This is a genomic window from Maribellus maritimus (assembly GCF_022267315.1).
GTDB lineage: Bacteria > Bacteroidota > Bacteroidia > Bacteroidales > Prolixibacteraceae > Draconibacterium > Draconibacterium maritimum.
In genome coordinates, this window is sequence record NZ_JAIKLE010000010.1 from 70,732 (window position 1) to 92,968 (window position 22,237).

The window sequence follows — 22,237 nt, forward strand, 5'->3', positions numbered from 1 at the left end:
GGAAAGATAATAAGTTCTTAACGCTAATTTACCTGTTTACCATCAAATAAATGAATAATCCGGTTTGTTTTGTTTGCCAGCCGTTCGTCATGAGTAACCATAATGATGGTTGCTTTTTCCTGTTTATTCAGCTTTTCCAGTATTTCCATAATATCGTTCCCCATTTTACTATCCAGATTACCCGTGGGTTCGTCGGCAAGAATAATGTCGGGTTGCCCGATAATTGCACGGGCAATAGCTACACGTTGTTTCTGTCCGCCGGACAATTGTGCCGGGTAATGTTTTGCACGAGTGCTCAATCCAACTTTTTCAATGGCTTCCAGTGCCCTTTTTCTTCGTTCTTTTCCAGAAATTCCCTTTCGGTAAAGCAGCGGTAGCTCCACATTATCAACTACCTGCAAATCGTTTATCAGGTGAAAGCTTTGAAAAATGAATCCCAGTTTTTGGTTTCTGAACTGAGCCAACCTCTTGTCTCTCCAGCCATCAATAATATTTTTTTCAATTTCAACCATGCCGTTTGTCGGTTTATCCAATAATCCAATCATGTTTAGCAAAGTACTTTTCCCACAGCCGGATGGCCCCATGATTGACAGGAATTCGCCTTTGGCAATTTCAAGGTTTATATTACTCAATGCAACCGTTTCAATCTCATCGGTTTGGTAAACTTTTTCAAGGTTTTTTAATGTTATCATAGTTGTAAATTTTATTTCATCATAAATTAAAGTCGTTTAGTTAATTTTTCCCGCCCCTGAAGGGGAGCAAGACAAGTCCCCTTTAGCGGATTTAGGGGTAAATTGACTTGTAATTTTTCCGAAACTAAACGACATTGTTTTCAAAATGATTATTATTCTTCGTGTAATGCAATTGCCGGTTGTATTTTAACCGCTTGTATGCTTGGAATAAAGCTGGATATAAAAACCAGCATATAAATAATAAAAACCGAACAAAGAATGGCCAGCAGGTATATTTCATCTTCAATTTCAAAAGCATGCAGAAGGGGAAATTGAACGGCAATCAGGATTCCGGGAATAAATCCAAGAGTGGTTAATACAAGCATTTCCCCGATAAATTGCTGGTAAATTTTTCCGGCTGACGCGCCAACCGACTGACGTAACCCAATCTCGGGAATACGATTATTAATGTTGTACCAGAGAATTCCCAGAAGCCCCAGAATGATATTCAGAATAAGAAAGATACATACGCCGCCAAATAATAGAATGGGAATCCAGGTACGCTGGAAGGCGTCCTTTCGGTAGTTGGACAATGGCTCAACTTTGATGGTCCAGTCTTTGGCAATATTGGAGGCTGTTTGGATCAGCTGCTCCTCAAAAGCAATTCCTGCATCGGGTTTTACTTTTAACAGGAAAATCCTATCAAAATGATTGGGTTCGAAGCGGGAAAAAAAATTATTTGGTTCTTCTGAGTATTCCCCTTTTAATTTAAATTGTTCAACCACCCCGACAACTTTATATACTCCGGAATGAACGATTTCTCCAATTGCATTCTCGTCTCCAAACATGGCTTCTTTTAATTTCTGATTGATTACAATCGGAATTTCTTTGTTGCCTTCATCTGTTTTGTTATACCAGCGGCCTTGTTTCAACTTAATACCAAGCACTTCTGCAAAAGCATCATCACTTTGCACGCGGTTTGTTGAAATTTTCAAATCATTATAATGCATGGTTGTTGAATAGGTACTCTGGGAATAAGGCAAATTACCCGATGTATTTGATAAAGATAGAACATCTGGCATGGATAAAATATTTCTCCTTAATTGGTCTATTATCAATTCATTTTGCTCATCACTCAATCCTGCACCCCAGATATTCATGTTCACCACCCAAACGTTTTCATAATCGAAGCCGGTTGGTTCAAGATAACTTCTTGTGTTTTTAAGAACCATGGCAAAAAGAGCGAACAACAGCAGAAATGAAATAAACATTTCCACAATCATTAACGTACTTCTTCTTTTGCGTTTCCAGATTAATTTGAATATTGACTTTATCATAATTCACCTCCTTTTAGCGATTCAACAATTTGTAAGCGCGACATGCGGTAAGCCGGCAGTACCCCGGAAATAAACCCAAACAAAAAACAAAAAAACAAGCCGGTAAAAAAGATGCGGAAGTTCAATGGAAACCCTTCTGAAGGTATAATACCTGTGGGTTGAAAAAACTTCAGTACGATAAACGAAAAAATAAAGGCAATAACACCGCCGAGAATCGTAAGAACAATGTTTTCAGTCAAAAATTGTCCAGTTAAGGCAATTTTAGTCGCACCAAATGATTTCCTGATCCCAATCTCCGACAAACGTTCACTTATCCGGGTCGTGTTCATACTGATTAGATTTAGAGAAGGGATAAATAACAAAATGAATATAACTGCTGACAGCAGGATACTAAAAGTTTTTTTGTTGACGGGGCTAAACCGGATAAAATCTTCAAGAACAGATTCAGCATGACAGTCAATAAAATTCATTCCGTTAAAAGGGAAATCTATTTTTTTCAGCGCCGCCTGAAATTCACTTTCAATTTTTGGTAAATCACCTCTCTTTTTTGCAAGTAAAATAGCTGAGTAACCTCCATCCAGCTTTTTAACTGACAGATCGTTTTTCGTTGTAGTTATGGGTACCCAAACATTTCCGTAAGCATACTGGCTGGTAAAAGGAACGTCTTTTACAATGCCGATAATCGTATAATTAATTTTGTCCATTTCTACCTGCTTCCCAATGGCATCCTGGCTCTCGTTGAAAATTGTTTTTGCGACAGACTCAGATATTACAGCAACCTGTTGGGCATCTTCTACTTCATTTTTATTATAAGGCCGGCCCGCAATGAATTTAAAATCAAGAACATTCCAGAATTCATCGTCTGTATGTCTTATTTTCAGTTCTAACTTTTGTGCGTTAATATAACTGTTTACTGATGTTACAAAATTTGAGTTTATTGAAACTTTCAATGGTGTTTCTAAGGTCCGGGCATAATTATCAAGCAAGTAATAACTTGGAGATCCTCCAATATAATTGTTGTAACTGTTTTTTCCAGTCTGTTCATCCCAAATTCTCACATTACTAATAAAGGATATCCGGTCTAACTTTTTTGCCGGATAATTCGATTTGGTAAAGTAATCGAAAAACGAAGCGGCAACTATAAGTATGATTAATGTAAAACTGATGCCAAACAAACTGATAAATGTAAACAGCTTGTTACGCATCAGCACTTTCCAGGTAATTTTTAAATAGTTTTTTATCATGACATCTGATTTTAATTGATTGTCGAAAGTTGTCTGTTGTTTTCAAAATCATGCAGAGTAAGTATCCGAATAGTATAATAAGTCACCCAGTAATCGCGCAATGCCGTAATGTAATCCTGCCGGGCGTAGTCTTTTTGTTCCAGCGCAATATTATACTCGGTAAGGCTAATATCTTCGGCAATGTACCTTAACCGGGCAATTTCGTATCGTTCAGTTGCAGTTTGGTTGGCATCCCGGGTGTATTCGATAAAACCTTGTAACATGCTGAAGTATTCAACCTGTGTAATGATTTCCTGCCTGAAATTTATTCTATCCTGTTCAACGGTATGTTCTGCCAGTTTTAAATTTGCCAGGGCTGTTTCACGCTTTGCTTTGGCTCTGCCCCAATCAAGAATGGGTATAGACAGTCCAATATTGACTGTTTGAAGCGTTTGCGGCTCTCTGTAAAGAGATGTAACATCATTTGCCACATTGGTTGTTCCGTAACTTAACTGCAGGTTGGCATTCAGTCCGCTTTCGCGTTTAGCTTTAACCAGGTCTCTTTGGGCCTCCAGTACTTCGCGTTTAAAAGCCAAAGAACGCTGGCTGTTTTCAAGTGCTTTTTCAACAGCCATCGAATCGTCGATAAAAAAATGGTGAATTTTATCGGGTATTGCGAGTGTTGCTGTTTCTGTAACAAGTAAGCCCGTATATGAACTTAGTTCCAATTGTGAAGTTTCTCGTGAAAGCATGGCCTTTGACTTTGATTTCTGCGCTGTTATAACTCCAAATTTTAACTGGAGAAGTTCATTACGCGAGATTTTCCCCATGGCATATTTTTCCTGACCTGTTTTAAAAATGGTGTCGGCAGTTTGAAGATTGGCATTGGCAATCCTGAGATTAATTTGTGCAATCAGTAAGTTAAAAAAATGATACGCTGTATTATAAGCAATACGTTCGTTGTTTTCAATAAACTCCCGTTGCGATTCTTCATATTTTAATGGTTCAATTTTATTCATCCATTTTAATTCATTAAAACGAAACACGGGCTGTTCAATTCCGATGTAAAATGGTGAATTGCTGTAGCTGTGCATATTTCCGTCGAAATTGTCCACGCGGCTAAGGTCTGAACTCAGGAACAGTTTTCCCCCGGTAAGGCTGATATTTTGTTCCAGCGATATATCAACTGTGGCTTCACTTTGGTTCACCCTGCGGTAAACAATACTTCCATCGTCCTGCAATACAGGTATATTTCTATTTTGGTAAGGAAATTCTGAATTCAGCACAAGCTGTGGTTTATAGTTCGATTTGTAGGTTCTCCATTGCCAGTATTTGTTTTCTTTGGCGGTTTCAATCCGGATCGCCTCAGGAGAATTCTTTTGTGCGTACTCTATAATCTCATTTAATGTGTATGATTGACTGCAAACAGGATTTGTAACAAAAAAAGTAAATAAAAGGAAAAAGAAACCTTTTCCAAGCTTGTGAACTCTGAAGAAGTTGGTTGCAAATATGGTCATAAAATCCTTTTTCATAGAGCATCAGTCTTTTATAAAAAGTTGTTCAGATTTTTCATAATCTTCCATATCGGAAGTGACTATTTTTTCTCCTTTTGAAAGGTCTTTTATAATTTCAACATAGTCGATATTGCTTTCACCAAATTCAACTTCTTTTTGAATGAGTTTACCGTTCTCAACCACAAATACTTTTTGCCTGGTTCCTCCCTGGTAAAAAGCACCGTTTTTAACCCGCAGAACATTCTTTTTGAATGCGGTAACCAGGAATACATCAACTTTCATATTCGGACGGAGCAGGGGATGTTCCTTTTGCTGAAGCTTAATTTTAAACTGAATCAGATTTTCTTCTATGGCCGGAGAAATACTGATAACTTGACCATCAATGTCGGTTTGCTTGTTAATACGTACAATTACATTGGCCCCGTTGCTTAATTTTTCTGAATGCATATCCGAGATACTTCCTTGCACTTCATAACTTTTAAGATTAGCAACTTTTACCATCTCTTCTCCTTCGCTGACTGTTTGCCCAATTTGATTATTTATCCAGGTTACTACACCTTTTTTGTCGGCTTTAATTGTTGCCCCGGCGATTTTATTTTCCAGTTCATTTATGTTGTTTTGCTGAATGCTAATTTCATAATTGAGGCCAACCAAATCTGCTTGCATCGATTTTTCACTGTTTTCAATGGTTTGGTTAATTTGTTCCAGTTCCAATTTTGCAATTTTCAAATTGAGTTCAGCTTTTTCAATTTTCTCCTTTGTGCCGCCACCAATGGAATTCAGATATCTTTCTTCCTTTAAATCTGTCTCCATACTTTCCACACCTAACTCTTTGATGTTAAATTGAGTATTTAAATCAATGATTGTTTTTTCGAGCTGAAGCTTTAATCTGGTTGCATTATTCTTTTTTAATGCCAGTTCGTCTTTTAGTTTTTTTAACGCAGCGACCGAACTATTAATATCCAAAATCAAAATCGTATCTCCTGTATCGACCTCATTTCCCAAATTTTGATGTATTTCTACTATTGCGGAAGAAATGGGGCTTGTTTTTATTTCTTCAAATTCGGGTAAGACTGTTCCTGAAGCCGACACGGTAGCTAAAACATCACCGGTTTCAACTGTTGCTACAAAAAAATTATGCGAACGAATAGTTGGTCTAATGAGTTGCCTCAAGCTAAATACTGAAATTATAAGAATAAGACCACCAATTACAATTCGTATTAAAATTGTTTTTTTACGTTTCTTTTTTACATCAGCAGGCAAGTCCCGATCCATTTGAATGATAATTTTGGCCATCCCTAAATCAAAAGGCATGCCGAAGCTGTATAACACTCATCTAATGCCACTTAAACCAAAACAGAAACAACAAAAAGTGTCCGATAATGAACAGCAGTGTTCGGTTTCGAATAGGTTTTAAATTTACCTTTAATAAATTTGGTGTATTTGTAAAGGTCAATAACAAAAAAAGCCCGAAATCAGTTGATTCCAAGCTTTTAGGAAATTTCGTTATTGTGATGCGAGCCACTCACGGGACTCGAACCCGCGACCTGCACATTACGAGTGAGCTGCTCTACCGGCTGAGCTAAAGTGGCCTTTGCCACGCAAGATTAAAACAAATTATAATTTAGCCTGCGCCTTTTCTATCATGTTTTCCCAAACCTGCCGCTGTTCTTTCATCGCTGCAACTTTATCTGCAGGATTAGTACGACACTCCAATAAAATCCAACCGGGATAATCTATTTTCACAAACAAATCCATCAACTCCTGATAGGGATAATCGCCCACATTTAGTTCACGAACATGGCAAATGTCCCCAAACTTATCTTTCACAAGATTAAAGTTGTATTCCAATCCCTGCCCATCCAAATCCTGGTCGTTGCAATTCCAACAAACAGTTGCACCTTTGTTTTCAACGTAATCCATCATTGTTTTTATGTTGGGCAGTTGCTGCGTTTCCCGTCCATGTACTTCTAACCGGATTTGTTGCCCCATGTCAAGCGCCATTTTTCCGATTTCATTCAGCGCCTTTCCGATTTGTTCCAGAGTCTTTTCTTTTGAAACTCCATCAGGGAATGCATTGGGTTTTACTTTTACCCCCGAGCCACCTATATCCCTGCTTAGTTCAAGCCACTTCCGTGTATTTTCAATATGCTTTTTTAATACCGCAGGATCCGGAGAATGGTATTCTTCATTTGTTCCCATTCCCACAATCTCAACAGGAGAATCGTTGAACTTTTTCTTCACCTCTGCCCGTTCTGCTGCTGTCATATTAAAATTAACACCATGTGCATGTTCAACGCGAAGCTCGACTCCCAACACCTGCGTTTCACTGCAATTTTTTATTATGGTAGGGATATCCCAGTCCTTTGCCCACAGATAAGTTACCAGTCCTAATTTCATTTTTGAACCTGCAACCTTACCCGAGGAAGCAAATAAACTTCCTGGAATTGCTGACGCGCCAACCAATAATGACAAGTTTCGGATAAACTCTTTTCTACTTTGATAAAATCTCATTGTTGTCAGATTTAGTTGTTAAAAGATATTAAAGATATAATTCTCCGCTCAACTCTACAATATTGATTTATGAAATATGGCAAGATTTTCTACTTTTGTGCCGGAACAAATACAAAAAAAGATGAAAGAAGCAGAAATTTATACGTCGAAGGGAGTAATGAAAATAAAATTCTTTGAGGAAGATGCACCTGGTACGGTAGCAAATTTTGTAAAACTCGCAAAAGATGGATTTTACGACGGATTAAATTTTCACAGGGTAATACCTAATTTTGTTATTCAGGGAGGATGCCCGGACAAAACCGGCGCAGGGGGCCCGGGTTATACTATCAAGTGTGAACTCGACGGCGACAACCAATACCACGAAAGAGGTGTTTTATCGATGGCGCATGCTGGCAAAGACACCGGTGGATCACAGTTTTTTATTTGTCATAACAGGGAGAATACCAAACACCTCGACAAACATCATACTTGCTTTGGAAAAGTTTATGAAGGACTTGATGTAATTGATGATATCAGGCAAGGTGATGAAATTGAAAAAATTGAAATTATTGAAGATTAATAACAGAATTCGATTTGTAAAAAAGGGATTTACGTGCACGTAAATCCCTTTTTTATTTCCGGCATCCTCAATTTAGTTGTAAATTCCCTGATATTTTTTTCAAATGATAAAAGAGTTAAGTTACAGTTTTGAAGAACTATCTTTAAATTTCCACGAAATTGAAGAATACATGGGTTTTGAAAAAGGTACCTCTCCCGATCCCTTTCCTGAACTCGTGAAAGCTGGATTATCAAAAGCCTCCGCTTTGTGTGATATCAGAGGAGGAATAAAAGTCTTATCGCCTGCTGTTGTCGATAAAAAAAATAACCAGATAAGAACGGAGAAAACAGTTTTTTCCCCCGGAAAAATTGTCACAGCCCGTTTATTCCATGCAAGTTCGATTGCTTTGTTTGTTTGCACAGCAGGAAGCGAAATATCAGAACATTCAAAAAAAATGATCAAAGAGGGAGATGCACTGGCCGGATACATTTTTGATACAATCGGTTCTTTAATAGTGGAAAAAGCCGTGGATAACATACAAGAATGGCTCAAAAATAAAATGGCACCCCGCAGATTAAATATTTCAGACCGGTTTTCGCCGGGATATTGCAACTGGGATGTTTCGGAACAACAAAAACTGTTTTCTCTGCTCCCTCCACAGTTTTGTGGTATTACACTTTCTTCCTCATCGCTGATGAATCCAATAAAATCAGTAAGTGGAATAATTGGAATTGGCCCCGAATTAAAACAGAAAGGATATCAGTGTAACTGGTGCGATGATTTAAATTGTTTCTACGGAAAAATAAAGCGTCAAAAAAAACCTTTAAAAAAATCAGAATAACTGTTGGAAATATCAATTCTTACTCATTTATTTGTTGTAGTTATTGGAATACAAACGATAGCATAAAAACGTTTTGTGTGCTTTTTACAACAAGGCAAAAAACATTAGTAAAACATTGATTTAAAAAAACTTAACAAAGCAGAAATGGCACCTGTTAATAAACCTAGGGTAATAAAAGATTACAACAAGTTAGACAAGGATCTACAAGAGCAGATAAAATTGGTTTACGCTGATGGATTTGCCGATAACCTGATTCACTTTTTTGATAAAAACGGAATTAAAGTTACTGCGCTTCCGTTTGAAACCGAAGACAAATACTACATGCTCCGGATGACCGAAAACGAAGCGGTTCAGATTGTTGATGAAGATGATGATTACGATGATGACGGTTTCTTAAAAGACAATGTAAAACAGGATTACGAAGACAAATATGCAGATCTTGATCATGTTGCGGATCAAATATCTGACGATGAGGATTAAAAAAAGGAAGGATTTATCTATGAATCCTTCCGTATACTTTAAATCAAAAGACTAAAAATAACCGCATAAACATGCGGTTTTTACAATTAGACTATTGTAACAATCTTTTTACTTTATCGGCTATTTCTTTCCCGTCTGCTTTCCCGGCTAATTCTTTGCTCGCTAATCCCATAACTTTTCCCATATCTTTCATAGAAGAAGCTCCGGTTTTTTCAATTATCGCCTTTACAACAAATGTCAGTTCCTCTTCACTCATTTTTGCGGGGAGATAGCTTTCATAAACAGCCACCTGCACCATTTCCTGATCGTGCAATTCCTGCCTCCCCTGTTCTTTATAAATAACTGCCGAATCAGAACCTTGTTTAGCCAGTTTTGATATAATTTTCAATGCCTCTTCATCGGTCAATTCAGCTCCGGCACCTTTAGATGTTTTCGCTTCAAGCATCACTTTTTTAATGTTTCTGAGCGCTTCCAGCTTTTCCTTTTCACGGGCTTTCATAGCCGTTTTAATATCGTCGTTTATTTGTTCAAAAATTGTCATAATTATTATTTTTAATTAATCGACCTGATCATGAAGATATGAATTTTTGTCTTTTATTTTATTATCTTTTGAGACAGAATATTTTGACGGTTTATGGTTATATTTTGGGTCGTTCATTCTCAACTGTCTTCTTTTATAGGCAGGAATATTTTCAAACTCGTCCACATCCTCATCGCTTAGATTAGAATAATCCAGTACCACATTTTTCTTTTCAGGAGAGGTTCTCTCTTCTGATGTTTTTGGATACAACAACTCAAACTCAGACTCCTCCTGTCTTTTTTCCTCCGAAATATCAAACTCAAACGTTTTCTGATTGTTTCTGCTATTTGTTTTTTGAGTGGTCGAATTTTCTCTGTTTTGCTTCTCTGATTCGTCAAGCAGATGTTCTTTTTTTTCCGCCTGTTCTTTGTTCTCAAAATGAGGAATACTACTCTTACTGATTCCCGTAACAATTAAGGTTACTGAAATATTTTCACCAAGCGATTCTTCTTTTCCGTTTCCCCAAATAATATCGGCGTCAAATCCTGCTTTGTTCTGGACATAGTCTGTAATACGGCCAACTTCATCCATAGTAACTTCAGTTGTTCCAGAAGTAATATTTAGTAAAATATTTTTTGCACCCCGAATATCATTGTTATTCAACAATGGGGAATTCAACGCTTTTTCAACTGCTTCTTCAGCACGTTTTTCACCTGTTGCGATTCCGGTTCCCATAACAGCCAAACCACTTTTGCGCATAACAGTTTCCACATCAGCAAAGTCTACATTTATGTATCCCGGAACAGTAATAATCTCTGCGATACCTTTTGCTGCAATAGCTAGAATATTATCTGCACGAGAAAAAGCTTCTGAAATTCCAAAATCACCATACATTTCACGAATTCTTTCATTGTTGATTACCAATAATGAGTCCACGTGCTTTTCTAATTCTTCAATTCCTTCAACAGCCTGTTTTATTCTCCTCCTTCCTTCATTTCTGAAGGGAATGGTTACAATCCCAACCGTTAAATACCCGCGGTTTTTACATGCTTCAGCAATAACCGGAGCGCCACCTGTTCCGGTTCCACCGCCCATTCCGGCAGTTACAAAAACCATTTTTGTGCCGTTCCCAAGTGCTGCTTTTACATCATCAATATTTTCAAGTGCCGCCTGTTTTCCTGTTTCCGGTTTGTTCCCTGCTCCCCGTCCCTCTGTCAACGAGGCTCCCAGTTGTACTTTAATCTGAATAGGGCTGGCATCCAAAGCCTGTGAATCTGTATTACAAATCACAAAATCAACATCGCGAATGCCCTGTTTAAACATATGGTTTACCGCATTTCCTCCGCCTCCGCCAACTCCTATAACTTTTATCGCAGCTCCTTTATTTTTAGAATTTGATAAATCTGCCATTTTCTCTGTCATAATCCAATCTGTTTGTTTTTGGGTTTACTCATCCATTGCTTGATCCTCATCATCAAATAATTTCCCCAGTCCAAAATTTTTATAAAACCAATTATCAATACTAGGTTCAGTTACAGGTTCATCTTTCTTTACTTTTCTCTTAGGTTCTTTTTTCTTTTTTCGACCAAAAATCGATTTTTCACTTGTTTCCTTCTTTGGCCTTACGTAAACTTTTTCTTTTAACTCCTCCTCTTTTTCGTCATCGTTTTCTTCCTGCTCAAAAACAATCTTATTTTCATTTTTTCTCTGTGAAACAAATTCTTCTTTTTCTTTTGTTTGTTCATTAAGAACAGGTTCTTCTTCCGGATCCTCAACTAAATCGAACTTTTCCCGTTCTTTTTTGGGCTGCAAAATCTGATTTGGATTGGTTACAAAACCAGTGGCAAGAATGGTTACGCTGACTTTGTCTCCCAGTGATTCATCATATCCATTTCCCCAAATAATATCTGCCTCCTTACCTGCCTTTTCCTGCAAGGTTTCAATTATGTCACCAATCTCGCCCATTTTTATTTCTTCCTTGCCCGAAATAATATTGAGCAATATATTTTTGGTACCATGAATATCATTGCTATCCAGCAAAGGCGATTCCAAAGCCTGATTCACTGCTTCCATTGCCCGGCCTTCACCAGTGGCATAACCGGTTCCCATAATAAACACTTTACTGTTGTGCATTACGGTATGAACATCGGTATAATCAATATTTACATTACCATGAACCGTAATGATTTCGGCAACACCTTTTACCGCCGTGGTTACAATATTATCAGCCATTTTAAATGCCTGTCGGGCAGGTAAATCTCCAAATATATTCTGAAGTCGCTGGTTGCTTACTACCAGCATACTATCCACAAACTCTCCCAGTTTCTCAATTCCTTTCATAGCCTGACCAAACCGTTTCTTTCCTTCTGCCGGTGAAGGAATTGTAACTACCGCTATCGTAAGAATTTTAAGTTCCCGGGCCAACTTGGCAATTACCGGAGCTGCCCCCGTACCGGTTCCTCCGCCCATTCCGGCGGTGATAAACAACATTTTGGTGTTATCTTCCAAAACTTTTTTTAGATCCTCATAATTTTCACGTGCTGCCTCCTCGCCCATTTCGGGTTTGTTACCTGCTCCGCGGCCCTCGGTAAGTGTAACACCAAGCTGAATCTTCACAGGAACAGGACTCTGTTCCAACGCCTGCGAATCAGTATTACATATGATGTAATCCACTCCTGTAATTCCCTCCTCAAACATGTGGTTAACAGCATTGCAGCCGCCACCGCCAACACCAATTACCTTTATTATGGATGACGAAGCTTTTGGAAGCTTAAAGTTTACTAATTCTTCGGTCATATCATTCAATTTTAATTCATTGCTAAATCATCGTTGTCATCGTCGATGTAATCGAGAACACCCTGAATGGCTTTACGCCATGAAGAAAGGCCGTTATTTTCCTTTTTCTTCTTCTCCTTTTTTCTTTTCGTTCTTATACCCTCCGACTCCTCCTCTTTCTCTAGAGTCATTTTCAACAAACCAAAAGCGGTAAGTAAATCCTGATTTTGAAATTCTTTCCGCCTGTTTACCGGATGGATAACAGGAAAAGCTTTTCGGGCATCCAAACCAGTTCGGAATTTCACCAACGAAATCAGATTACTCATATCAGCGGTTCCTCCCGACACAACAACCCCAAACCCCAGTTTTTCTTCCACTCCTGATTTTCCTATCTGGAGATTTACATTGTCAATAATTTCCTCCATTCTTGCCTGAATGATAAATGCAAGGCTTTTAAAAGAGATTTCTTTGGGTTCCCAGCCATTATGCCCGGGAATGGTAACCACTTTTTGTTCATCAGCAAAATCGCCCAGAGCTTCACCATACTTTACCTTCAGCTGTTCGGCCCATTTTAACAAAATAGAACAACCTTCTCTGATGTCTTTGGTTACAACGTCTCCTCCAAAAGGGATAACTGCAACGTGTTTTAATACACTGTTATGAAAAACAGCTAGCTTTGTTGTTCCGGCTCCAATATCCAAAAGAACAGCTCCATTTTCCTTTTCATCCTCGGAAAGCGCCGACTCGGAGATTGCCAAAGGCGAAAGCGTGATTCCTTCTATATTCACCCCGACCTTTTCAAAAACCCGTTGAAAATTAAGAATATGAACCTCAGGAACAATAAACAATTTGTAATTAGCCTCCAGTTTTCTTCCGGTAATTCCCACCGGGTTCAATTCCCTGATTTCATCATCGATAATAAAAGATTGCGGAACAATGTGAATCGTCTTGTAGTTCTGCTCAACCTTATAACTTTTAGCTTCATTATACAACTCGTTAATATCAAAATCAGATACTACTCCGTCGTCAGACGTATAGCGATAACCGCGGTAATCAGCCGTTTTCATTTGCTGTCCGGCAAAAGCAATTTCAACTCCTGTAATTTCTGCATCCAACTGCTTTTCCAAATCGGCAATTACTTCTTTCAGACATGAAGCCAATTCTTCAATATTAAAAACCACCCCTCGTTTGACACCTTTTGAGGACACTCTTGAAACGGCCAAGATTTCCATTTTGCCCTCCTCTGTTTTTTGTCCTGCCAGTCCGACAATTTTTGAAGTACCAATATCAATAACAACCGAAAGATTACTGTTTGAAGCCATGTTTATCTCTTTTTTGCTACTATTTGATTTGAATATTTTAAACTCACCGATTTATATTTATCCCAGTTGTTCGCTGCCAGAACCTGGTTATAAAAAGCACGCATATTTCTTAGTTTTGCTTCATAATTCTCCAGTTTTCCCAGCTCTATAATCTGATCACCTACCAAAGGGATTAAAAGTACATCACCGTTATTCTCCAAATGAATCTGCTCAATTTGTGCTTCCCAAAACTCATCCTCCTTCAAATAAAGTATAAACGGCAACAACTTTTCAACAGCAAATTTTTCGCTAATATTTCCTGTTGCAGCCAAAACATTTGCTGTGTATTGGTTCGAAACGGGAATTCTTCTCCCCGACTTATCCATATAATAATTTCCGTTTTCCGACACGATCCGAACTACTGGTTTCCTATGTTTTACCTTTACGGTTAAAATTCCTTTGTAGGAAGTACTGTCTTTTACCCAAACCTTGTACACCTCGGCTTTTAAAACAGCTTTATGTTTTTCCACTTCCTGTTCAATGAATTCGGCGTTAATTTTACTTAAATTCTTCCCGACAATACTGTCGTCAGCCGATTTTACCAACTTCAAAATCTCACTGTTATTAATTTTTATAATGTCATCTGGCCTAAAATCAACTTCAATATTCCGGCAAATAATATCCCTGCTTTCATGTGAGGTGAAAGCAAGTGTGATGATCAAAAAAACAATCACTACCAACAAACCGCTAAATTTGAATATTCTACGCCACATTAATTTTTACTCTTTAGAACTTCAATTATATTTTCTGCCAGCCGGTCAATATCGCCGGCTCCTATTGTTAAAACCACATCTGTCTTTTCATTTCGCAGTAATTCAAGGGTCTCCTCTCTTGAAAGCAAATGTCTGTTTTCCAGTTTCATTTTTTCATAGATGGTTTCAGAAGAAATTCCCTTTATAGGTTCTTCCCGTGCGGGATATAACGGAATTAGAACTGCTTCATCAAGTAAATCCAGACTGTTGGCAAATTCAGCAGCAAAATCACGCGTGCGTGTGAATAAATGCGGCTGAAAAATCCCTGTTACTTTGCGGTTGGGATATAATGCCTGAACCGACGAAATCACCGCTTCCAACTCTTTTGGATGATGCGCATAATCATCAATATAAATTTGTGAATCGCTTTTAAACCGAACATCAAATCTCCGCTGAACACCGGCGTATTTTTCCAGCCCGGCTTTTATATCATTTGCAGAAACTTCCGCCAAAAATGACAGCGCAGCTGCTCCGACTGCGTTTTCAACATTCACCAACCCAGGATAATTCATTTTGCAGTTGGCAATTATTCCCTCCGGAGTTTTCAAATCGAACCGATAACAACCATCCCCTGCATCCAATCTCAAATTCAGGGTGGAAAAATCAGCTTTTTCTTTTAACGCATAGGTAAAAATTTCTGCTGAAGTTTTTTGCCTGTTTATCTCAACCCCGACTTTTACCACAAGTTTGCCACCCGGTTTTATTTGCGAAATAAACTTTTCAAATGCATCTACAATTTTTTCCTTGTCGCCATAAATATCCAGGTGATCTGCATCGATAGCTGTAATCAAAGCCAGTTCAGGTTGCAAGTGCAGGAACGAACGATCAAACTCGTCGGCTTCAGCTACAATCCAGGGCGAATCGTCTTTAGGAAGCAACAAATTGCTCCCAAAATTTTTGGAGATACCACCTAAAAAAGCACCGCATCCAATTGCTGTTTCATTCAAAATAGTAGCGACCATCGTGCTTACAGTTGTTTTTCCATGCGTCCCTGCCACAGCGATTCCACTTTTGTCGTTGCTAATCAAGCCTAAAACTTTGGCTCGTTTCAGTAAACCAATCGGTTTTTCACGAAACCACGAAAGCTCCTGGTGTTCATCAGGAAGTGCAGGCGTAAAAACGGCAAGCGTTTCCGCCGGATTCCAGTTTTTGGGAATATTACGGATATCATCTTCAAAATGAATATCAATCCCCTCTTTTTCCATTGCCTCTGTAAGTGCAGTCGGTGTGCGATCGTAACCCGCCACATTGCAACCTGTAAATTTAAAATAGCGCGCAAGCGCGCTCATCCCTATTCCCCCGATTCCGAGGAAATATACATTTTTAATATTTTGAAGATTCTTCATCAATGCAGAATTTTTTCTACTTCATCAACAATATCGTTCGTTGCATCGGGCTTTGCCAGCTTTTGTATTTTTTCTGAAAGCACTTTACATTTCTTTTCATCATTGATCAACTGAACGGCCTCCCGAATCAGTCGTCCCTTAATTTCATCATCTTTAATCATTAATGCAGCATCTTTTTCTACAAGTGCCATTGCATTTTTAGTTTGATGATCTTCGGCCACATTTGGTGAAGGCACCAAAACAGAAGGTTTTCCAACCAAACACAGTTCAGAAATGGTTCCGGCCCCAGCTCTTGAGATTACCACTCCGGCAACAGAATAGGCCAAATCCATCCTCGAAATAAACTGGTGTATTTGCAAATTTTCCGGTCTGGCCTCCTCTAATTCTTTTTGAATTCGATTATAATAGATTGCTCCGGTTTGCCAGATTACCTGAACACCTGACTCTCCAATCTCTTTCACACTATTCAGAACTGTATTGTTTATTGAACGTGCTCCCAGGCTTCCGCCAACAACCAATATCACTTTGTCATTTTCTGTTAATCCGAAAAACTCCAGGGCCTCTTTTTTATTCGACTTACTCCGCAGTAAATTTTCCCTCACCGGGTTTCCGGTTATTGTTATTTTATCTGAGGGAAAATAACGTTCCATTCTATCGTAGGCCACACAAATTGTATTAACCTTTTTGCTCAATAACTTATTGGTTATTCCGGCATATGAGTTTTGTTCCTGAATAAGTGTTGGAATTCCTTTTGCAGACGCGGCACGTAACAGCGGACCGCTTGCATAACCTCCTACACCAATAGCCACCTGAGGCTTAAAATCTTTTACAATCTTCCTGGCCATTGAGGCACTTTTTATCAGGCGAACAAAAAAAGTAAACATCTTTAAGCCAGGTTTGCGGGGAAATCCCATTACCGGGAGCCCGATAATCTGATAACCAGCCGCCGGTACTTTTTCCATCTCCATTCTTCCAAGTGCACCAACAAACAAAATTTTGGCATCCGGATTTCGTTTGCCAATTTCGTTTGCAATTGCAAGTGCCGGGAAGATATGTCCCCCGGTTCCGCCTCCACTTATTATAACTCGTTCAATCTTCATTATTTTTCCATTTCAACATCTTCGTCAGGTACATTTACCTGAACAGGTTGTTTCTGAACTTCACGGTTTACCTGATTTTGGTGACTCACACTTAAAATACATCCAAAAGCAATGGATGTAAAAAGCAGCGATGTACCGCCTAAACTCACCCATGGTAAAGGTTGTCCGGTTACCGGTAGTGCGCCGCTGGAAACACCTATGTTTATCATTGCCTGAAAAACCAGCAACAATGTTAATCCTGTTACCAAAAAAGCCGGGAACGTCCGGGTCGATCGCCGGACTATTACCACTCCCCTGAATAAAAATATCAGGTACAAAAACATTACTCCCGCCCCTAAAATCAATCCGTATTCTTCAACAATTATGGCAAAAATAAAATCGCTGTATGCAGCGGCCATATAATTGCTTACATCGGAATGACCTGGCCCTTTGCCAAAAATTCCGCCTTCGTAAATAGCCAGTTTGGCATAATCTGCCTGTGTAATTCCTTTTTCTGAATTCGGGTCTCCATGGATAAAACGTTCAATCCTGCCCTTTATCGTATGAGCCCTTGACACTGAATCGGGAATTAAATCTGCTCCATAGTATATCAAAACAATCAGCGCAACACCTGTTGCGATAACCAATGCCAAATATTTTAAAGGAATTCGTCCGATAAACATCATGGCCATTATTGTTGCAAAAAGAAGAGCGGAAGTAGAGAAATCAGATAAAAATATGAGTCCGCAAATGACAATGGTGTACAGAATAATTCTTTTGAAAGCTTTAAACAAATCGCCTTTGGTTTTTTGCTTTTTCCCTAAAATTTTTGCGGTGTATATGATTAAAGAAATTTTTGCGATCTCGGCAGGCTGAAAAGAGATAGGCCCTAAACCCAACGTTCGTCCACTTCCTTCGCCAATTCCTGCAAAACGAAAAGCGACAGCCAGCAACAACAAACCTATACTAAAATAAACCAAATAATTTGCTACCATGGAATAAATTTTCACCGGGATTACATTCACCATCAACAACATGAGCCCGAAGCCGGCAGCAAGAAAAAATAACTGCCGAACCAGATAATAGACGGTGTTACCTGACGCCTGCCGGTAAGCGAGTGCTCCTGTTGAGCTGTAAACAATTAACAGTGACAAAAGCGACAGTAACAACAGAATAATCCAAATCACCCTGTCACCCCTAAATATTTTCCCCAGTGTAATTTCCATTCCTATAAATTCCTTACTTCACGTTTAAACTGTCTCCCGCGATCTTCATAATTTTCAAACAAATCGAAACTGGCACAAGCCGGAGACAAAAGAACAGTATCGCCATTGCGGGCCAGGTAGTAGGCTGCTTTTACAGCTTCCTCCATGCTTGTTACATCGACCATATTTTTTACTTTTTCGTCAAAAGCCGCATGAAGTTTTGCATTATTCTTTCCAAGGCAAACAATCGCTTTTACTTTTTCTCCTACCAGGTTATCCAACATTGAATAATCGTTTCCTTTATCCACACCTCCGGCAATCCAAACAATCGGTTTATGAATACTTTCGAGGGCATACCAGGTAGAATTTACGTTGGTTGCCTTTGAATCGTTTATAAAATCGATCCCGTGAACTTTTAGAAAATTTTCCAGGCGGTGTTCTACTCCCTTAAAGTCGGCAAGGCTTTCCCGCAATTGTTCATTTCGAATTTTAAAAACCATACTTGCAATTCCTGCTGCCATTGAATTGTAAGTGTTGTGTTTTCCTTGTAATGATAAATCCAGAATAGACATACTGAATTGATTTTGATTAAAATTTATTATTATCTGATCCTCTCTTAAACCTGCACCGTCTGCTACATTTTCAGACAAGCCAAAAGGCAGGGAACAGGCATTTATTTCTCTCTTTTTTATTTCTTCTTGAATCACCTCGTCATCAGCGCAATAGATAAAATAATCTGCACCGGTTTGATTTTGAATAATCCGGAATTTGGAGCTGATATAGTTCCTCATATCATAACCATATCTGTCGAGGTGATCGGGCGTGATGTTCATCAAAACAGCTACATCGGCTCTAAAATCATACATTCCGTCGAGCTGAAAACTGCTGAGTTCAATAACATACACATCGAAGTTTTCTTCGGCGACCTGCCATGCAAAACTTTTCCCGACATTGCCTGCCAAACCAACATTTACACCAGCCTTTTTCAGAATATGATAGGTTAACAGGGTTGTGGTTGTTTTTCCGTTACTTCCGGTTATACAAATGGTTTTTGCAGAATTGTATCTTCCGGCAAATTCTATTTCTGAAATTACCGGTATTTGTTTTGCCAACAGTTTTTGTATGACAGGCGCAGTTTCCGGTATCCCGGGGCTTTTTACTACCAACTCAGCTTCCATAATCTTTTCTTCAGAGTGTTTTTCGCTTTCAAATTCAATATCATAATCTGAAAGAACATCCTGATACTTCTTTCTAATTTTCCCCAAATCAGACACAAACACCGAGTAACCTTTCTTTTGTCCAAGAATGGCGGCACCTACACCACTTTCGCCTGCTCCTAATATGACTAAGCTGTTTTTCAACCTACCTGATTTTTAAAGTTACAATGGTTAATACTGCCAGAATAATTCCCACAATCCAGAATCGTGTTGTAATCTTTGGTTCTGGAATCCCCTTTTTTTGGTAATGATGATGAATGGGACTCATTAAAAATACACGGCGTCCTTCACCATACTTGCGTCTTGTATATTTAAACCATGACACCTGTATCATCACTGAAAAGTTCTCAACAAGAAATATCCCACACAACAGTGGTATTAATATTTCTTTTCGGATAATAACTGAAAAAACCGCTAAAATTCCGCCAAGCGCCAAACTACCGGTATCGCCCATAAAAACCTGAGCCGGATAGGAGTTATACCACAGGAAGCCTACGGTTGCTCCGATAAAAGCAGCAACAAAAACAGTTAATTCTCCAATATTTGGGATGTACATAATATTGAGATAATCGGCATAAATAATGTTACCGCTTACATACGCCAAAATCCCCAGAGTGACCCCGCTGATTGCTGATGTACCTGATGCCAGTCCATCGATTCCGTCTGTCAAATTTGCGGCATTTGAAACAGCGGTAATTATAAATATGATTGCCAGTGCATAAACCACCCATTTTAACCAGGATGAAGCATCGCCAGCAAACGACACAAGCCATTCATAATCAAATTCATTCTTTTTAATAAAAGGTATGGTTGTTATCGTCGATTTTACGTCTTCCGTTACATACTGCAAACTTTGTTCTCCCGTTTCCGCATCAATCACAATCTCCCGGATATCTTCACCATTTGCATCTTTTACATTCTGACGAACAATTACATCTTCACTTAAAAAAAGCGTTGCTGCTACAATCAGACCAAGGCTTACCTGTCCGAGTATTTTAAACTTACCGGCCAGTCCCTCTTTATTTTTCAGAAAAACTTTAATATAATCATCCACAAAACCAATTAATCCGAGAAAAGCGGTTGTTGTAAGCATCAAAAGAATATAGATGTTATCAAGCCGGGCAAAAAGAAGTGTTGGAATTATGATAGCCGACAGAATAATTATTCCCCCCATTGTCGGCGTCCCTTTTTTCTGCATCTGGCCTTCCAATCCTAAATCACGGATTTCTTCGCCAATTTGTTTGCGTTGTAAAATGCGAATCATTTTTTTACCAAAAGCAGTGGTAATTATCAACGACAAAATAATTGCGGCCGCCGAGCGAAATGAAATGTATTGAAACATTCCCAATCCGGGGAGGTCAAATCCTGATAATAATTTATACAAATAATAGAGCATAGTTTTGCTTTAATCTTCAATTCCAAAAAATTCCTTTACCACTTCCTTGTCATCAAAGTGGTGCTTCACACCATTTATTTCCTGGTAATTTTCATGGCCCTTTCCGGCGATTAAAATAATATCACCTGGTTGAGCAATCATTACCGCTGTTTTTATAGCTTCTTTTCTGTTTTCAATTGAAAGCACCTTGTTTTTATACTGCGCTTCAATCCCGGCTTCCATGTCTTTTATAATATCTGACGGATTTTCAGTTCGCGGATTATCAGAAGTCAGAATCACTTTATCGCTTGCAAGCAAAGCCTCCTGTGTCATTTCAGGACGTTTTGTTTTATCTCGGTCTCCCCCGGCGCCAACTACAGTTATTACCTGTTCGTTGCGGGTGCGGATTTCAGAAATAGCCTGAAGTACATTTTTTAATGCATCGGGTGTATGGGCGTAATCAACAATTGCCAACTTCCCATCTGTACTTCTAATTGTTTCAAATCGTCCGGCCACCGGCTGAAGGTTGCTGATTTCAGTGAGAACCTCTTCTGTACTCTGTTCCAAATTTATTGCTGCAGCATACACGGCCAACAGGTTGGAAGCATTAAATTTCCCTACAAACCGGGTCCAGATTTCATGACCATCCATATTTAGCAACATCCCGTCAAAATGGCTCTCCAAAACTTTACAGCGAAAGTCAGCCATTCTTCCAACAGAATAGCTTACTTTTTTCGCTTTGGTATTCTGGAGCATCACCAGTCCGTTTTTATCGTCGGCATTGGTAATTGCAAAAGCATTGGGCAACAAACCGTCAAAAAAAGCCTTTTTTGCTTTTATATATTCAGCAAATGTTTTGTGATAATCCAGGTGGTCGTGAGTAATGTTGGTAAAAATCCCACCGCCAAATTCGATCCCTGAAATTCGCTGCTGATGAATGGCATGAGAGCTCACCTCCATAAAACAAAATTCACAACCTGCATCGACCATCTCAGCCATCAACTTCTGGATTTTTAATGCGTCAGGAGTAGTATGGGATGCTGTTTCCTCCGCTTCATTTATTTTGTATGAAATGGTTGAAATAAGACCAACATTGTAACCCAGTTTTCGAAACAACTTGAAAAGAAGTGTCGCAATGCTTGTTTTACCATTTGTTCCGGTAACACCAACCACCTTCATTTTTGATGAAGGAAAACGATAAAATGCAGAAGCAAGTTTCCCCAAAACCGAATTTGAGTTTTCAACCTTAACATAGGTAATGCCTGAAATTCTTTCTGAAGGTATTTCCTCGCAGACAATTGTTCCGGCACCTTTCCCGATTGCCGGAATGATAAAATTATGCCCGTCAAAGTGAACTCCCCTTTGCGCCACAAAAACAGAGTCCTTTTCCACTTTGCGTGAGTCGAACTCAATTCCTGAGGCCTTTCGATTTAAAGTCCCAACAACCTCCAGACAATCAACACTTTTTATTAACTCCTCTACTTTCATT

At 38.9% G+C, this 22,237-nt stretch carries 20 protein-coding genes and 1 tRNA gene; 3 read left to right on the plus strand and 18 right to left on the minus strand.

Annotated features, from left to right (window positions below; all coding sequences use genetic code 11):
- Positions 1–23 precede the first annotated feature (23 nt).
- The 7 genes from K5G00_RS10815 to K5G00_RS10845 all read right to left on the minus strand — a co-directional run bounded on the left by K5G00_RS10815 (position 24) and on the right by K5G00_RS10845 (position 7,259).
- Complete coding sequence (locus K5G00_RS10815) at positions 24–692, minus strand: ABC transporter ATP-binding protein (protein ID WP_238766178.1); 669 nt, start codon at positions 690–692, stop codon at positions 24–26.
- 152 nt (positions 693–844) lie between these two features.
- Positions 845–2,008, minus strand: coding sequence for an ABC transporter permease (locus K5G00_RS10820; protein ID WP_238766179.1), 1,164 nt, complete (start codon positions 2,006–2,008; stop codon positions 845–847).
- The gene (locus K5G00_RS10825) at positions 2,005–3,252 is read right to left on the minus strand and encodes an ABC transporter permease (RefSeq protein ID WP_238766180.1); all 1,248 of its coding nucleotides are present in this window, start codon (positions 3,250–3,252) and stop codon (positions 2,005–2,007) included. The genes K5G00_RS10820 and K5G00_RS10825 overlap by 4 nt, the downstream gene beginning before the upstream one ends.
- An 11-nt stretch (positions 3,253–3,263) precedes the next feature.
- Entirely contained in the window at positions 3,264–4,763 is a 1,500-nt protein-coding gene (locus K5G00_RS10830; RefSeq protein ID WP_238766181.1) for a TolC family protein, read from the minus strand.
- 6 nt (positions 4,764–4,769) lie between these two features.
- Complete coding sequence (locus K5G00_RS10835; protein WP_238766182.1) at positions 4,770–6,059, minus strand: efflux RND transporter periplasmic adaptor subunit; 1,290 nt, start codon at positions 6,057–6,059, stop codon at positions 4,770–4,772.
- Between the two features lie 205 nt (positions 6,060–6,264).
- Positions 6,265–6,337 (minus strand) — tRNA-Thr (locus K5G00_RS10840).
- A 25-nt stretch (positions 6,338–6,362) separates the two neighbouring features.
- Positions 6,363–7,259, minus strand: coding sequence for a sugar phosphate isomerase/epimerase family protein (locus K5G00_RS10845; protein ID WP_238766183.1), 897 nt, complete (start codon positions 7,257–7,259; stop codon positions 6,363–6,365).
- Between the two features lie 121 nt (positions 7,260–7,380).
- Here K5G00_RS10845 and K5G00_RS10850 point away from each other — a divergent pair, with 121 nt between their 5' ends.
- The 3 genes from K5G00_RS10850 to K5G00_RS10860 all read left to right on the plus strand — a co-directional run bounded on the left by K5G00_RS10850 (position 7,381) and on the right by K5G00_RS10860 (position 9,118).
- Positions 7,381–7,818, plus strand: coding sequence for a peptidylprolyl isomerase (locus tag K5G00_RS10850; RefSeq protein WP_238766184.1), 438 nt, complete (start codon positions 7,381–7,383; stop codon positions 7,816–7,818).
- 103 nt (positions 7,819–7,921) lie between these two features.
- Positions 7,922–8,638, plus strand: coding sequence for a vitamin B12 dependent-methionine synthase activation domain-containing protein (locus K5G00_RS10855; RefSeq protein ID WP_238766185.1), 717 nt, complete (start codon positions 7,922–7,924; stop codon positions 8,636–8,638).
- Between the two features lie 144 nt (positions 8,639–8,782).
- Positions 8,783–9,118: a hypothetical protein gene (locus K5G00_RS10860; protein ID WP_238766186.1), complete on the plus strand. Its 336-nt coding sequence runs from the start codon at positions 8,783–8,785 to the stop codon at positions 9,116–9,118.
- A 91-nt stretch (positions 9,119–9,209) separates the two neighbouring features.
- Here the strand turns inward: K5G00_RS10860 and K5G00_RS10865 are convergent, their stop codons facing one another.
- From K5G00_RS10865 to K5G00_RS10915, 11 genes are read right to left on the minus strand one after another with little or no spacing between them, the layout of a single operon-like run.
- Positions 9,210–9,659, minus strand: a complete 450-nt coding sequence (locus K5G00_RS10865; RefSeq protein ID WP_238766187.1) for a GatB/YqeY domain-containing protein — start codon at positions 9,657–9,659, stop codon at positions 9,210–9,212.
- Between the two features lie 15 nt (positions 9,660–9,674).
- Positions 9,675–11,060 carry a cell division protein FtsZ gene (ftsZ, locus tag K5G00_RS10870; protein ID WP_238766188.1) on the minus strand — a complete coding sequence of 462 codons (1,386 nt, stop codon included), beginning with the start codon at positions 11,058–11,060 and terminating at the stop codon, positions 9,675–9,677.
- A gap of 24 nt (positions 11,061–11,084) precedes the next feature.
- The gene (ftsZ, locus tag K5G00_RS10875; RefSeq protein WP_238766189.1) at positions 11,085–12,434 is read right to left on the minus strand and encodes a cell division protein FtsZ; all 1,350 of its coding nucleotides are present in this window, start codon (positions 12,432–12,434) and stop codon (positions 11,085–11,087) included.
- 11 nt (positions 12,435–12,445) lie between these two features.
- Entirely contained in the window at positions 12,446–13,735 is a 1,290-nt protein-coding gene (gene ftsA / locus K5G00_RS10880; RefSeq protein ID WP_238766190.1) for a cell division protein FtsA, read from the minus strand.
- Between the two features lie 2 nt (positions 13,736–13,737).
- On the minus strand, positions 13,738–14,487 hold the full coding sequence (locus tag K5G00_RS10885) for a cell division protein FtsQ/DivIB (RefSeq protein WP_238766191.1): 750 nt from the start codon (positions 14,485–14,487) through the stop codon (positions 13,738–13,740).
- Positions 14,487–15,872, minus strand: a complete 1,386-nt coding sequence (gene murC, locus K5G00_RS10890; protein ID WP_238766192.1) for a UDP-N-acetylmuramate--L-alanine ligase — start codon at positions 15,870–15,872, stop codon at positions 14,487–14,489. The genes K5G00_RS10885 and murC overlap by 1 nt, the downstream gene beginning before the upstream one ends.
- On the minus strand, positions 15,872–16,972 hold the full coding sequence (gene murG / locus K5G00_RS10895) for an undecaprenyldiphospho-muramoylpentapeptide beta-N-acetylglucosaminyltransferase (RefSeq protein ID WP_262921331.1): 1,101 nt from the start codon (positions 16,970–16,972) through the stop codon (positions 15,872–15,874). Before murG ends, murC begins: the two co-directional genes overlap by 1 nt.
- A complete protein-coding gene (locus tag K5G00_RS10900; protein ID WP_238766193.1) occupies positions 16,972–18,177 on the minus strand; it encodes an FtsW/RodA/SpoVE family cell cycle protein in 1,206 nt (401 codons plus the stop codon). The genes murG and K5G00_RS10900 overlap by 1 nt, the downstream gene beginning before the upstream one ends.
- Before the next feature lie 2 nt (positions 18,178–18,179).
- Positions 18,180–19,517 carry a UDP-N-acetylmuramoyl-L-alanine--D-glutamate ligase gene (gene murD, locus K5G00_RS10905; RefSeq protein WP_238766194.1) on the minus strand — a complete coding sequence of 446 codons (1,338 nt, stop codon included), beginning with the start codon at positions 19,515–19,517 and terminating at the stop codon, positions 18,180–18,182.
- A gap of 1 nt (position 19,518) precedes the next feature.
- Positions 19,519–20,769, minus strand: coding sequence for a phospho-N-acetylmuramoyl-pentapeptide-transferase (gene mraY, locus K5G00_RS10910; RefSeq protein ID WP_238766195.1), 1,251 nt, complete (start codon positions 20,767–20,769; stop codon positions 19,519–19,521).
- Between the two features lie 9 nt (positions 20,770–20,778).
- Positions 20,779–22,236, minus strand: coding sequence for a UDP-N-acetylmuramoyl-L-alanyl-D-glutamate--2,6-diaminopimelate ligase (locus tag K5G00_RS10915; protein ID WP_238766196.1), 1,458 nt, complete (start codon positions 22,234–22,236; stop codon positions 20,779–20,781).
- Position 22,237: the final 1 nt, after the last annotated feature.

What these genes read in the sequence shown, in the direction of transcription:
- K5G00_RS10815 (WP_238766178.1), bottom strand. Translation starts at nt 692, where the DNA reads ATGATAACATTAAAAAACCTTGAAAAAGTTTACCAAACCGATGAGATT.
- K5G00_RS10820 (WP_238766179.1), bottom strand. Translation starts at nt 2,008, where the DNA reads ATGATAAAGTCAATATTCAAATTAATCTGGAAACGCAAAAGAAGAAGT.
- K5G00_RS10825 (WP_238766180.1), bottom strand. Translation starts at nt 3,252, where the DNA reads ATGATAAAAAACTATTTAAAAATTACCTGGAAAGTGCTGATGCGTAAC.
- K5G00_RS10830 (WP_238766181.1), bottom strand. Translation starts at nt 4,763, where the DNA reads ATGAAAAAGGATTTTATGACCATATTTGCAACCAACTTCTTCAGAGTT.
- K5G00_RS10835 (WP_238766182.1), bottom strand. Translation starts at nt 6,059, where the DNA reads ATGCCTTTTGATTTAGGGATGGCCAAAATTATCATTCAAATGGATCGG.
- K5G00_RS10845 (WP_238766183.1), bottom strand. Translation starts at nt 7,259, where the DNA reads ATGAGATTTTATCAAAGTAGAAAAGAGTTTATCCGAAACTTGTCATTA.
- K5G00_RS10850 (WP_238766184.1), top strand. Translation starts at nt 7,381, where the DNA reads ATGAAAGAAGCAGAAATTTATACGTCGAAGGGAGTAATGAAAATAAAA.
- K5G00_RS10855 (WP_238766185.1), top strand. Translation starts at nt 7,922, where the DNA reads ATGATAAAAGAGTTAAGTTACAGTTTTGAAGAACTATCTTTAAATTTC.
- K5G00_RS10860 (WP_238766186.1), top strand. Translation starts at nt 8,783, where the DNA reads ATGGCACCTGTTAATAAACCTAGGGTAATAAAAGATTACAACAAGTTA.
- K5G00_RS10865 (WP_238766187.1), bottom strand. Translation starts at nt 9,659, where the DNA reads ATGACAATTTTTGAACAAATAAACGACGATATTAAAACGGCTATGAAA.
- ftsZ (WP_238766188.1), bottom strand. Translation starts at nt 11,060, where the DNA reads ATGACAGAGAAAATGGCAGATTTATCAAATTCTAAAAATAAAGGAGCT.
- ftsZ (WP_238766189.1), bottom strand. Translation starts at nt 12,434, where the DNA reads ATGACCGAAGAATTAGTAAACTTTAAGCTTCCAAAAGCTTCGTCATCC.
- ftsA (WP_238766190.1), bottom strand. Translation starts at nt 13,735, where the DNA reads ATGGCTTCAAACAGTAATCTTTCGGTTGTTATTGATATTGGTACTTCA.
- K5G00_RS10885 (WP_238766191.1), bottom strand. Translation starts at nt 14,487, where the DNA reads ATGTGGCGTAGAATATTCAAATTTAGCGGTTTGTTGGTAGTGATTGTT.
- murC (WP_238766192.1), bottom strand. Translation starts at nt 15,872, where the DNA reads ATGAAGAATCTTCAAAATATTAAAAATGTATATTTCCTCGGAATCGGG.
- murG (WP_262921331.1), bottom strand. Translation starts at nt 16,972, where the DNA reads ATGAAGATTGAACGAGTTATAATAAGTGGAGGCGGAACCGGGGGACAT.
- K5G00_RS10900 (WP_238766193.1), bottom strand. Translation starts at nt 18,177, where the DNA reads ATGGAAATTACACTGGGGAAAATATTTAGGGGTGACAGGGTGATTTGG.
- mraY (WP_238766195.1), bottom strand. Translation starts at nt 20,769, where the DNA reads ATGCTCTATTATTTGTATAAATTATTATCAGGATTTGACCTCCCCGGA.
- K5G00_RS10915 (WP_238766196.1), bottom strand. Translation starts at nt 22,236, where the DNA reads ATGAAAGTAGAGGAGTTAATAAAAAGTGTTGATTGTCTGGAGGTTGTT.